Origin of the sequence: Coraliomargarita sinensis (assembly GCF_003185655.1) — a bacterium.
In the GTDB taxonomy this organism is placed as follows: Bacteria; Verrucomicrobiota; Verrucomicrobiia; order Opitutales; family Coraliomargaritaceae; genus Coraliomargarita_B; species Coraliomargarita_B sinensis.
This window is the reverse complement of the sequence record NZ_QHJQ01000002.1, coordinates 1-12,962: the sequence shown is the minus strand read 5'-3', so window position 1 is coordinate 12,962 and position 12,962 is coordinate 1. Positions and strand designations below refer to the sequence as shown.

10 protein-coding genes and 1 other RNA gene are annotated in these 12,962 nt (G+C 54.8%); 8 read left to right on the top strand and 3 right to left on the bottom strand.

Annotated features, from left to right (window positions below; genetic code table 11):
• Nucleotides 1–35: 35 nt before the first annotated feature.
• Nucleotides 36–236 (bottom strand): hypothetical protein, encoded by a 201-nt coding sequence (locus DDZ13_RS02575; RefSeq protein WP_110129870.1) that lies wholly within the window; start codon nt 234–236, stop codon nt 36–38.
• 1 nt (nt 237) lies between these two features.
• Complete coding sequence (gene ygfZ, locus DDZ13_RS02570; protein WP_110129869.1) at nt 238–1,110, bottom strand: CAF17-like 4Fe-4S cluster assembly/insertion protein YgfZ; 873 nt, start codon at nt 1,108–1,110, stop codon at nt 238–240.
• Between the two features lie 96 nt (nt 1,111–1,206).
• Here ygfZ and DDZ13_RS02565 point away from each other — a divergent pair, with 96 nt between their 5' ends.
• The 5 genes from DDZ13_RS02565 to ssrA all read left to right on the top strand — a co-directional run bounded on the left by DDZ13_RS02565 (nt 1,207) and on the right by ssrA (nt 5,573).
• Complete coding sequence (locus DDZ13_RS02565; protein ID WP_110129868.1) at nt 1,207–2,259, top strand: 3-deoxy-7-phosphoheptulonate synthase; 1,053 nt, start codon at nt 1,207–1,209, stop codon at nt 2,257–2,259.
• 105 nt (nt 2,260–2,364) lie between these two features.
• Nucleotides 2,365–3,348, top strand: coding sequence for a malate dehydrogenase (locus tag DDZ13_RS02560; RefSeq protein ID WP_110129867.1), 984 nt, complete (start codon nt 2,365–2,367; stop codon nt 3,346–3,348).
• Between the two features lie 161 nt (nt 3,349–3,509).
• Nucleotides 3,510–4,469 (top strand): hypothetical protein, encoded by a 960-nt coding sequence (locus DDZ13_RS02555; RefSeq protein ID WP_110129866.1) that lies wholly within the window; start codon nt 3,510–3,512, stop codon nt 4,467–4,469.
• A gap of 143 nt (nt 4,470–4,612) precedes the next feature.
• Entirely contained in the window at nt 4,613–5,092 is a 480-nt protein-coding gene (locus DDZ13_RS02550; protein ID WP_110129865.1) for a type II secretion system protein, read from the top strand.
• 134 nt (nt 5,093–5,226) lie between these two features.
• Nucleotides 5,227–5,573, top strand: a transfer-messenger RNA (tmRNA) gene (gene ssrA, locus DDZ13_RS02545).
• Between the two features lie 194 nt (nt 5,574–5,767).
• Here ssrA and DDZ13_RS02540 read toward each other — a convergent pair.
• Nucleotides 5,768–6,832, bottom strand: a complete 1,065-nt coding sequence (locus tag DDZ13_RS02540) for a substrate-binding domain-containing protein (RefSeq protein WP_158279754.1) — start codon at nt 6,830–6,832, stop codon at nt 5,768–5,770.
• Between the two features lie 246 nt (nt 6,833–7,078).
• Between DDZ13_RS02540 and DDZ13_RS02535 the strand changes: the two genes are divergently transcribed.
• The 3 genes from DDZ13_RS02535 to DDZ13_RS02525 all read left to right on the top strand — a co-directional run bounded on the left by DDZ13_RS02535 (nt 7,079) and on the right by DDZ13_RS02525 (nt 12,679).
• Entirely contained in the window at nt 7,079–9,757 is a 2,679-nt protein-coding gene (locus DDZ13_RS02535) for a DUF6288 domain-containing protein (protein WP_110129863.1), read from the top strand.
• 24 nt (nt 9,758–9,781) lie between these two features.
• On the top strand, nt 9,782–10,015 hold the full coding sequence (locus DDZ13_RS02530) for an alpha-L-fucosidase (protein ID WP_110129862.1): 234 nt from the start codon (nt 9,782–9,784) through the stop codon (nt 10,013–10,015).
• A 258-nt stretch (nt 10,016–10,273) separates the two neighbouring features.
• A complete protein-coding gene (locus tag DDZ13_RS02525) occupies nt 10,274–12,679 on the top strand; it encodes a hypothetical protein (RefSeq protein WP_110129861.1) in 2,406 nt (801 codons plus the stop codon).
• Nucleotides 12,680–12,962 lie beyond the last annotated feature (283 nt).

Here is a 12,962-nt window from a genome sequence, read left to right as displayed (position 1 = left end):
CAGGCGCCCCGCCTAAACCCTTTATTTTAAAGGGATTACGAGCCCTGACGCGCCTCAATCACCTGTTTTAAAAGGTTTTCCAAGGCCTCCAATTCTGTAATTTCACGCTCGTCGGCAATTTGTTTTGCCCGTTTCAACAGTTGCCGGGCCATCAAATCCGCCTGGGAACGATCCGCTCCCAAACGCAAAAAAAGCGAGGCAACCTGATCCAGTTTCTTCTCATCGGGACTATCCATGCTAGCTTCTGCTTACGTAGTTCGCCTCGACAGTTGCTCGACCTTCACCCAGCGCAAGCTCCATACCGCATTCCACAAATCGTGATTTGAGCATGGCAACGCCGGTCCATCCGGATGCCGCGGGAACGATCGTACGCAGCTCTCCAAGCGCCTTGCCCTCGGCATTCGCGGCCGGGCATGGCGCCTCAGGCGGAGCCCCGAAACCGGCAATCGTGTACAATCCCCGTTGCGGGCGGCCGACATTGTGCATGCGGGCAACCACTTCCTGCCCGAGGAAACACCCCTTGGTCAGGGAGACCGCACTATCGACCAACCCCGCCTCGCCCGGCAAGTCGCCCGACAACACCTCGAACCCTACAGATGCAAGACCGGACTCCATTCGCTCTTTTTGTATCCATTCTTTTGATACGATTTCACAAGCGTTTTGCTCCACCCACTTGCTGCGTGCTGCCGCATCGGAAAACAACAACTCGTAAGACGGACGATTTGAGCGCCTGCCGGGAAATGAGAAGAGAACATCATCCAATGGTGCGACCAGGTCGCCTTCCTCTTCTCCCACCGCGGCCAGCGCTGCCATTTTTTCACCCGACTCGATTTCGACGTCATCCGCGATAATGTGATGTTCGAGCTTTTCGCGGATGGATTGCTCATCGCAGTGTTCACTGAAAATCCGGAACCGTTCCTCATCTTCACAAAGCACCCAGCTATCCGCCAAGATCTTACCCTTTACGTCCAACCAAAGTCCGTAGGTACACTGCCCCGGCGAGAAAGGGCGGAGGTCATTGCTGAACTGGCTCTGGAGGAAATCCGCCGCATCCTCGTCGCTCACAATCAGGTGCGCAGCCAATTCGTAGGGATATGCATATAAGACCATGCCATACAGCAATGCGAAGCTTGGCGGAACTTTCAACCAGCAATTCAGAATTGGGACTTGTTCCCCACGAAGCGCTACTTTACACCTCCACGCCTTGTGAAAAACGTCACGGATATCAATATTACTTCCAAGACCTTGCTACCGTCTCCACTGGAGCTGTGCGGCGAGATCACCAAATCTGAAGCTGCCGAGCAATTCGTCGCGGACAGCCGGGAAGCCATCAACCGGATTATTTTCGGTGATGACCGCCGGCTGCTTGTCGTCGTCGGCCCCTGCTCCATCCATGACCTGGAGGCTGGGCGTGAATATGCGCGCAAGCTGGCCGAGCTCTCTAAAAAAGTGAGCGACCGCATCCTTCCTGTTATGCGCGTCTACTTTGAGAAACCCCGCACCACGGTCGGCTGGAAAGGTTTGATCATGGACCCAAAGCTCGACGGCACCAGCGACATCCCGGAAGGACTACGCATCGCCCGCCGCTTCCTCCGCGAAGTGATTGAGATGGGCGTGCCCACGGCCACCGAACTGCTCGATCCGATCACGCCCCAATATATTGCCGATCTGGTCTGCTGGTCGGCGATCGGCGCACGCACCACCGAAAGCCAGACCCACCGCCAGATGGCTTCCGGCCTTTCCATGCCGCTGGGCTTCAAAAACGGAACCGACGGCGGACTGGATGTCGCGATCAATGCCATCAAAGCGGCGAGCCAGCCTCAGACTTTCCTCGGCGTCGACAACGAAGGACGCGCCAATGCACTCACCACGAGCGGCAATCCCAGCTGCCACATCGTCCTGCGCGGCGGCTCGAAAGGACCGAACTACGGGGCCGACGATGTCGCACAAGCCCGGGAACAGCTCGAAGCAGCCGGGCTGACACCCGCTATCATGACCGACTGCAACCATGCCAACAGTGGAAAAGATCCGAGCAAGCAACCCGCGATCTTTGAAGAAATCGTCCGCCAGAGCCTGACCGATCCGAGTGTGATTGGTGCCATGGTGGAAAGTAATTTAAACCACGGCAGCCAGACCTTCCCGCAGCCGGTCGAAGATCTCGAGTATGGTGTCTCCATTACCGATGCCTGCATTGACTGGGCCACCACCGAGGCGATGCTGCTTAAAGCCCATGCCGACCTCGCACCTTTGTTTTCTTAACTGCCCTATAACGGTAGGTTTTAATCATCCATCCTTGTAAAAGCGACTTTACCTTCGAAAAAGCCTACGCACAACTCAACGACTCAACCAAATACGAATTCTATCATGAGCAAAGAACCTATCCGCGTCGCCGTCACCGGCGCAGCCGGCAACATCGGCTATGCCCTACTCTTCCGCATCGCGTCCGGTGCCATGTTTGGCCCCGACCAACCGGTCGCCTTAAATCTGATCGAGATTCCGCCCGCGCTGGACGCCCTGAAAGGCGTCTGCATGGAGCTCGACGATTGCGCCTTCCCCCTGCTCAAGGACGTTGTGGCAACCACAGACCTCGACGAGGGCTTCAAGGACGTTAACTGGGCACTTCTGGTTGGATCTGTTCCCCGCAAAGACGGTATGGAACGCGCCGACCTCCTTGGGATCAACGGCAAGGTCTTCACCGGACAAGGCAAGGCGATCGCGGCCAACGCCGCCTCCGATGTACGTGTGCTCGTCGTGGGCAATCCCTGCAACACCAACTGCCTGATCGCCATGAACAATGCCGAAGGCGTGCCCAATGACCGCTTCTTCGCCATGACCATGCTGGACGAAAATCGGGCCAAGACGCAGCTCGCCCAAAAGGCCGGCGTCGATGTGACCGAAGTCACCAATATGACCATCTGGGGCAACCACTCCGCCACGCAGTATCCGGACTTCTACTCCGCTCAGATCGGCGGCAAGTCAGCTGCCGATGTCATCGGAGACGAGAGCTGGCTGAAGGAGACCTTCATCCCTACCGTGCAGAAGCGTGGCGCGGCAATCATCAAGGCGCGCGGGGCCTCCTCTGCCGCCTCCGCCGCCAATGGCATCGTCGATTCCGTGCGCAGGCTCACCACACCGACGCCGGCAGGTGACACCTTTAGCATGTGCCTCTGCTCCGACGGCAGCTACGACACCCCCGAGGGCCTGATCATTTCCTTCCCCTGCCGTAGCAACGGCAGCGAGATCGAGATCGTTCAGGACGTCGAGCTCAACGACTTCAGCCGTGAGAAATTCGACGCTTCGGTGAAAGAACTCGCGGAGGAACGCGATGCTGTCAAAGACCTGATCTAAAGCTTACAGGTATTGACGAATGCCTCTCAAACAAAGCCCGGCCGCATGGCTGGGCTTTTTTGTGCCGACTGCTTTTTCAGTAAGGGCTTTACAATAACGGGAGATTATTAGACTCCATAATAGAGAACGTCATTTCCACCACTGACGGTTAAGCCCAATTTATGCTGCCATACTTACATATCCTGATCCGTGTGGAAGATGATGGATCGCTGCATGCGATGGGCGCCTTCACATCGAAGGAAAAACTGTCAACCTACCAGAAAGAGACTGGTCTCGAAGACAATCAGGTTCGGCTCGATTTCTACAACGGTCCGTTCGATGAGGATATTGAGGTGATCTATGCCGGCCACCGCCGCTGGAACATGGATCGCTTTCAACTCGGCGGCTACTTTAAGAGTGAGGGCGAGGCCTGGAACTGGGTGACACAAGAGGGCTACGTCAGCGTCCTGAGGATTGACGTCACCTACGAAGAAGAGAAGCGGTTTGAGAAAGAGGCCCTCGAACTCTACGCTAAACTGCAAAAGCGTTGGCGCTTGGTTTCCTACCAAAGCCTGGTCGCATCCGAGGGTGCCGACAAAGCCCGGGCCAATATCACCCTGCGCTTTTATGAAGACGCCCTGGAGTCCTTCAAGCCCAAGACCAGACGTGATGTCCGCGCCCTCTACGCATTCATCGTCCTGGTGCTCCTCTTGCCGATTGCCATCTACTTCTACGCCAGCAGCGGCCCGGATTACGGGGAGAATGTGGCCCGCGTGAGCTGGTTGCCCAACTACGCATCCAATGTATCCTTCTATCGCTCCAACCAGGTCCGCGTTTATGAGTTCGATATCAAGGCAGAAGACTTCAAAACCTGGGCCGGTCAAAACGGAATGGATGTACAGCGCGTGACCACTCCGGAAATCCTCAGCCGCTATAAGGCCTACATCCCAACCCCAGAGGCCGAATCCAGCGAACCGGCTGTCCCGCAGGGCCAAGTCAGCATGGAACAATTTCAGGACTGGCAGGACCAGATCAGCATCACCGTCAATTCCGGCATGATCGCCAGAGGCAAGCAAGACGATGTTGCCGTCTACGACTTAAAAACACAAAAAGCTTATTACGAGCAACTTATAAATTTCTAAATTCAAATCGGGTGCCTTAGCTATAATGATGCCAGATTTTACAACAAGTGCCTGGCTATCATTAATCTACGTCATTTCAGCCCATAACCTGTGATTGACAAAAAAATTTTAATGGGCAGTATACCCTAGGTTCGTAAAGATCAATGAAAACGCAGCGCAAGGCAGGTTTTACCATAGTTGAGCTGATGGTTGTTGTCACAACTATCGGTATTCTTGCGCTGCTGGGCATGCCGGGGATCCGAATGGCCCGTGAACGCACTGAAGCGACTGCGACTGCCAACGATGTTCGGGTCTTCACCGAAGCCGTCGAATTTTACAGTACGGCCGAAGGCGGCTACCCCGACTTCATGACCTACACCAATATGCCGGGCGATATCGGTGACTATCTCCCACCGGTCTGGAAAAACGGCTCCCACAGCTGGTTTTATGTGAATTCTGCCAGCTACACTTACGTCTATCTTTACAATCTAAACTTTACCGCCGAGCAGGCCGTGCGCCTCGACAGCATTCTGGATGACGGCAACATTGCGACCGGTGATGTCCGCGTCGCCTACAACGGAAGCGGCCTCATATATCTCTTCAGATACATTCCGCCCACCACACCGGATGCTGAGAATGCATAGCGATCCGGCTTGCTTTTACCGAACTTGGTGTAACCTTATATGGGTGTTCTTTGAAAAGACCGTTGCGCCAGCAACAGGTTCTTTTCCGGAAGTGGCCAGCCCACTTTCACGCTGACTCTCACTTTCACTTTTGAGGGGGTGTTCCGGATTCGACCCTGTGTCCTAGCTGGCGGTTGCATGTCGGAGATGATGGAGGCTCCGTATCAATCCATCTCAAAAATTAATTGGCGAAGAACAATTCGCTATGGCTGCCTAAGTTGCACCACGTTTCCACCCAGACGCCTGCTATGGACTGGAAGCGACGACTAGCAGGTATAGTGGGTAAATTGGTTTTCGATTGCCCACCGTATTTTAGAAAACCTGGAAGTGGCATAGCGCGCTTGGTCGCGATGCCATGACGACAATAAACACGAAGCTAAGCATGTAGATGCCGCTTGTGAAAGCACAGGGGACGCGGGTTCGACTCCCGCCACCTCCACCAAGCTTCGTCCGAAACTTGTTTCGACGATCGAAGCCTGTCCCGGCGTATTGAGAAGGAGCCGGATCCAACATGTACAGGCGTTCCCTACGCCGCACGAACGTCGTCAGTCTCTGCCAGCACAACGGAACTGCGCAGCAGGGACACGACTGCGCGACCAACTTCTTGTCATAGAGGGGGCGCTGATGAATCCCATTTTAACGGACCGGCCCGATCGTGCCGCCCTCGAAAAATTTTGCCTTGAACCCCACTTGTCGCAGGTCATTTTTCCCGCTGGCTACGTTCCTTGCCCAACGGACCGCCCGGCGCACCAGAGGATCGTAATCCAAATGGAAATGTGCGGGGGCGGGATCGCACCAGGCGAAGCTTGGATCAGATTCGCCGACCAAAAGCGAGATATCGTGGGGTGCATGATATCCAAGTTTGGAAATGTGCGCCCGGGCCGCAGTGAAGATGGCAGTTTCCTGAAAGATGAGTGCCGTCGGTGAACTGAGGCGAAACAATTCATTGAGTAGGCGATGCAGTCCCTCTCGGGTTTCGACCCATTCGGGGAGATTGTACTCTCCGGTTTGAATTCCCGCCGCCTTCAGTTCATCCAGAAAGGCTTGCTCCGGCTTTGAGGGAACGGGCTTGCGACGCTCCCTGCGGGCAAACATGACGATCCGTTTGTGGCCCCGGGCAATGAGCACCTTGATGGCCTCTCTCAGGGAAGGAATGAATACATTATGCGCGGATGCGATCGACAGGCCACTCGTTCTTCCATTAATGGCAAGTGCCGGGAAAGCTTGTTCCGAAAACCACTGGTTGATCTCCCGCGAGGCGGCAGAGGTGATCCAGGCATCCGCGGGATGGCTCTTTACATATCGAGCCACCCGGTCGACCCGCATGCCGAAATCCTGCATCGATTTCTCCGCATAGGCGATGTTGACCCCGGCCTCCAGCAAGCGGATCAGGATTTCGGCATTGTCGGGCGATTTACGGTCCTCTTTTGCATAGGGGAGGATTCGAATGCGGAAAGTCTCCAGCGGGCGGTCGGCATCCGGCAAGACGATCCTGCGTCGTTTGCCCTGCCCCTGAGGGACCAGCAGGCCTTCGTTTTCCAGTTGGCCGAGGGCGGATTTCACAGTTTGAAAGCCGACTTGAAGCTCTTTAACCAGACATTGCACTCCCGGCATCGTCTCGGTCCATGTTCGTCGCATGATTTGCTCGTGCAACAGATCCGCCACTTGTTCGGAAGCAGTTTTGATCGGCTGCTTTTTCATGACCATAACTTAGATAAAATAGTTACAGTTAAACAATGTAAATATTCTAGTTTCGGGGTGGTTGATACATACATTCGCCATGTTCGTGGCCAGAGGATATTTGAAGACTACCGATACTGGAAGCTCGATCATGTGGAAGAAGCGTCGAGCAAGTTGTGAGGTAAGAGAACAAGACCATCCTTAGGCTACCGTCAGATTGAAATCGAAGATTAGCCTGCCTCCAGGCTCGCAAAGCAACTTTCACCAATGACAATTCCAGATTACATCCGCCTGCTTACACTGATTATTCCTGCCTCGTTAATGGGTACGGCCGACTTGAGCGCGCAAACGAACATCGCTTTCAACCCGGCACCGAAGGCCAACGACCCGAAGGGTTGGACGATCCAGAACTTCGGGCCCGTAGGTATCGGCATCGACTTGGAGCAGGGCTTTGTAATGAAGATCAACAATGTCGAAGCCGGTTCCCCTGCTGCGAAAACAGGCCAGCTACAAAAAGGCCAGGTCATTAAAAGCATTAATGGCGTCCGACTGAAAGACGATTACGATCCGCGCATTGTGCTGGGACAACTGATCACCAATGCCGAAGCCAGTGATGGTCGAATCACGCTCGATATACAGGGCCAGGGTGATGTGACCGTAACGATTCCAGTTCTCGGCAGCTACAGTCCAACCTGGCCGCTCAATTGCCCGAAGTCGGATAAGATTGTGCGCAACCTGGCTGACCGTATCGCCGAGCACGGGAAAAACGATTGGAGCGGCATGCTTTTTTTGCTTTCGACCGGCGAGGAAAAAGATCTCGCTGTAGTTCGTGAATGGATACAAAACGGCGCCAGCGTTGGCGGCATCAACTGGTCCATCGGCATGTCGGGCATGGCCTTCTGCGAATACTACCTTCGCACTGGAGACCAGTCAGTACTCCCCACCATCCAAAAAGGTGCCGATCACCTCAGGGACCATATCTACAATGGGGCCTGGGCCGGGCGCGCTTCGGGAAATTTTCTTTATCAAAACGGAGGCCATGTGAATGCCTCGGGCGTCCATTGCCTGACTTTTTTGCTTCTGGCCAAGGCCTGCGGGGTGAATGTCGATGAATTCACCCTACAGAGCAGCCTGCGTCATTTCTACCGCTATTCCGGGCGTGGAAGTGTGCCTTATGGCGACTTCACCTCGAAGCCCGGCTTCAGAGATTGCAACGGAAAGACAGGGGGACTGGCCATGGCGATGGCTGCGGCAAGACGATTGACGCCCGACGGAGACAACTCGATTTATGCGCAAGCAGCCCATGTGAGCGCGATTAAGGATTACTATGGGATCAATGTTTACCACATTGGTCACACCGGTGGGGGCATTGGGGAGATCTGGAAGTCGACCGCCATGGCACTGCTGGCTGATGAACGTCCGGATCAATACCGACAATACATGGATGCGCGACGTTGGGCCCTTGAACTGTCGCGGCGTCATGACGGAGGCATCGGCATTGCCGGAGGTAAGGATGACAACTATGATAGAGCCGTGGGCGAGCACAACATCGCATGGGGCACCTTCTTTGCCCTCAATTATACTCTGCCGCGGAAAAAGCTCTTCCTCTACGGAGCACCCAGCCCCTATGCCAAGTCGTATCAACTTCCATTACGTCCTTGGGGCACTCCGGCCGACGACGCCTTCAGTTCGCCCTACCCCGTCCCGGGCGGTCCCTGGACGCGAGGCGATGTGCATAAGGAAAAGCTGGAAAAGCACATCGGCGATCCTGTCTATGAGATTCTTCGCAGCGATAAAGTTTCCGACCGGGATCTCGTCACCTACCTGCATCACCCGGAGATAACCCACCGTTTCGAAGCCAAGCAGGCGGTGGTTCGACTAAGGAAAAACGATATCGTTCGTGGTCTCCTCCTCTCCTCCGATCCTCGCTTACAGCATATGGGCGTAATGGCGCTGCATGATTTGTTGGGCACCTGGTCAAAATCCAACATGGACCCCGGCATGGTGACCCCTGAGATGTGGGCGCAAGTTGAGAAGATCATCCGCGAGCCGCACCGATCTGAATACGTCAGGGGTTGGGCCCTCGGACTCCTCAGGCACTTGGATATTGATGAACTGCGCAACTACAAGGATGTGCTCCTCAAAATAATTAATGATAGCGGCCATGGTGGAGCCATCAGTGCCAGCATACCTTTGCTCAGTGACCCGGAGAGTTACAAGGAACTCTTCCCCCCAATCGCCCGGGCGATTTCCGAGTCGACTTCATTTTCTATGATTTCAAGTGCCCGCCAAATTACTCAAAACTTAGATAAAGCCGATCCGGAGATCCAGGAGTATGGGCTGAACATCATGAAGAAGGTCTATAAAATCCTACCCGATGACATGATGAGTGAGAACGGGCGCAATGTGATCGGACAGGGCGGAGGCTACAAACGTAAAATGGTCGGGCAAGTGATAGGATTCTCGGACGAAGGCAGGGGATTCCTGAACTCCCTGCCCAAGGTCACCTCCGAGTGGAAAGTGAGCGGGCGCGATTCCGACCGCTTTATCTACAGCGGCCGATTCCAACCCAATCCTGCCTTTGTGGGAGCCTGGTGCCTTGTGGACCACGATCAATTCGAGAATAGAGCAGAGGCCGAGAACTTTTTAAAAAAGCGCCTGACACAAAACAAGGTGCCGACCGAATTTAAGAGTAGAGGCGTCAATTACGGATTCAAGGTCGATGCCAAGGGTCAGGTTGAACCGGTTAGTTTGACTAAGCGGGCCTATGAATTCCCCATGCGCTATTCAGGTAACATGGCCTTCAGCACCTATGACGACAAGGCCTATCATTACGAAGTCATCAGCCTTGGAGGTCGGGACTTCCTGCTCTTCGAACTTGGCTTCGACTCAGAACCTGATCCGGGTTTCAAGGCGAAATATAAAACCTACGTCAAAGTAGAGTAAGCCCTACCCCCCGAGGACAACGCTATTGCTGCCGAGGTCTGCGACAAATTGACCCCCGTTTGGTTCTGGACGCCCGATAGGAAGTGGCAACCCAAGGATGCTCCTGAGGTGGTGGACATGCTGCGTTTATGCAACAGCCGCAAAACCAACTATCTGCTGAACGTCGCTCCCGATCGTTCAGGACGTATTCTGGAAGACAGCGTCACCCGCCTGAAAGAAATCGACAGCTTACTGGGCTTAAACCATGTTGGCCCGTAGAGTCTTCCATCTGCAACAAACAGAATCGGGCAAGCTGATTTTGGGTCTTATTCTACGATCAACCCACTTATCTCAAGCCTTTCGCAACCGAAAGTCCTAGGGCGCGTTCAGATTGAGCTAGTCCCGATAGCGCATGGATAGGAAAATGCAGGCAATTAGTATGGTAATGAGAGTTAAGTTTTTGTTCTCATCCGACAAGCCAATTAGACTGACATGTGCTGTGCTTTGAGTGAGACTTTAAGAACTATGACTGACTCGATGAAGCCAAGAACCGGCATCTATCTCCGGCCATTCACCCCTTACCGTTCATTGCAGCGTCCAGTCATCCGCTTGTCGGCACTGTTTCTTTTTCTGCTGGGAACTTTGATCCATCCAGCGTCGGCAGAAGAGATCAAACCTCTCGGGCCACTGACTGCCAAGGCAGTTTCCGAACTTAAGAACAGCAAAGCCTCGAGTGTGACCGACGGCATCAGTTCGGACGACTCCCGTTGGCTCGGCGGCCCGGATGCAGACGGAAAGATCCGCCTCGAGCTGCAGTTACCCTCAATACAAACAATTGGCGCGGCCCACATCTACAGCGGATACAGGAATGAATCAGCGTTCAAAGACTTTTACCTGGAACACAAAAACCCGAGCGGTGATTGGACATTGATACAGGGCACCGAGATCTTCGGCAACAAGGAGACCGCGCTCGCGGTTCCCTTTGATCCCGGCGAAGCGATCGTCACTGATTCCATCCGCCTCGTCGTCACCCAAACCCCGGATAAGATCGCCCGCATCCGCGAGATCACCCTCTGGCCTTTGGGCAAGGAGCTCCCTGAATTGGGGACCGGAGTCAAAATGCCGAAGGCACCCAAGCCCATAGTTCATTCGAAGGATGGCGACATCCCGCGCATCTATCTGAATCAAAGCGGCTTCAATTTCGGAGAGCTCAAGCGCTTCACCGCCCCCACCCTGGACGACGGCACGGCTTTCCAAATCAAGCCCGCCAAAGGAGGCAACGCTTTATACACGGGCACGATTGAGGGGCACATTGGCGACTTCACGGCATTCAACCCGGCAAGCTCCGGGGAATTTGTAGTCACGGCGGGTAGCGAAACCTCCGTCCCCTTTACCATCGGGCTCTGGCAGTTCGAGCGGATCAGCTATCCGGCAGCCATCGACTTCATGGTCGACACCCGTCACTACGTGGGCAACTACAAACGGAGGTGCCGGGGTTCCTTCGGCTGGCGCGATGACCACCACTTCTCCTGGACACTCTACACGCTGGTCCCCCAGTATCTTTCCAACCCGGCCGCCTACGAGCATCTGCCGCAACAGATCACCTACGACGAGCCGAAGCCTGGTCTCTGGGGAGCGCTTGAACCTTATGACGAAAGTGCACCGGATATCGTCAAAATGATTCACTGGGGTGCGGATGTCATCCTGACCCAAGACGTTAAACACGAATGCATGAAGTCAGATCTGGCCTTTTTCCTCTACGCCTGGCCAACCATGAAACAATGGCTTCCTCAGCAGAACTACGATGCCGTTCGCCAGTTTGTTGAAGCAAAATGGGGACAGTCCGACATCGATATCAAATACCCCTACGATGCCTCCTCCGATCACAACTTGTTCGCCCTGAAAACTGTGGTCGGCAGCACCAAAGGCGAACTTCCTCCCGGCTTTAGCGTCCTACCCAATCTGCTCATGCACGAGGTGGCCGTCCGCGACGGACTTCCCAATGCGGACAAATATCTAGAGGCCGCTTTCGCCCAGACCCGATGGATCATCGACGAACTGGACTGGGAAGCCCCGCAGACGACAAAGGGTCAGCGGATGAGCGAGCACGTCACCATCACAGGACTCGCCGCTTGCCTGCAACTGCATCCGGGCAAGGCTCCGGATGGACTGCGTGAAAAGATCAACGAGTGGGCCCGCATTATGGTGCGCCGTTCGGAAAACATGTGGGACTTCCGTAAATACACCGATGACGGAGATTGGACACCCATGGATTATTCTCACAGGCACAAGTGGAACGAACCAGGTAACGTGGTCGGCTTTCCCGCGATCGCACTGGCGGCTTCTACCTATGTCACCGCCCCGGAAGTCCGCGAACGATTACATGAGTTGGCCTGGAGCCATCTGGACAACTGCTTCGGGCGCAACCCCACCGGTCGTCACTTCTCCTATGATGCGCCCCGCGAGGTGGAAGGCGTCGAACACGGATGGTACACCTTTTACCGTGGCGGGATCGGCCAGTTGGAGGAAGCCCGCTTTGTCCTCGACGGTTCACCCAAGACTTTCCACTACCCCTACCATCCGGAAGTCGGAAATAAAGGTTACACTGAAGGCTGGGTTGCCTTCAACACCGCCTTCAACCTGAGTCTCGCCTACATGGCGCGGGCGGAAACAGAGCTTAAACTGATCCAGGAAGGTGACTCCATCCTCGTCGGGTTGCGCGCCCCAGTCAATTTCGACATCAGCAAGGAAGAGCCAATCACCCTTACCTTAAAAGGCCCGAAGGCGGCGATGGTTACGCTGGTCGAGAAGGACCCGGACTCGGATATTCACGTCGGCCGCATCCGGCTCTCGGACCTGGGCGCCCAACCCGGCGACCGCATCCACTGCAGCTACGGCTACGGTTACATGGGGAGCCACGCCGAATTAGAGGTCACTCCCTGAAAACGGCTACTCGTAGGCCCTGGGATAAATTACAATCGGTCGCTTCTTTAAATTTTGCGTTCCGGGCACCACCGGCAATTACCGATCACAGATCCCCCTGACCTGTTTTTCACGCTCTCCATCAAAGATTGGGGACATGGAGCAATTAAGCTACCATGTCCCCGATGATTAACAAGATAGGTCTAGCAGGATACGAAGTGATCGAGGTCTCTAGCAAGGCTGATGTTTACGAGTTGCGGGTTCGTTTGCGCGAGGAGCCGAAGGAGTGTCCTTGCTGCGGGGC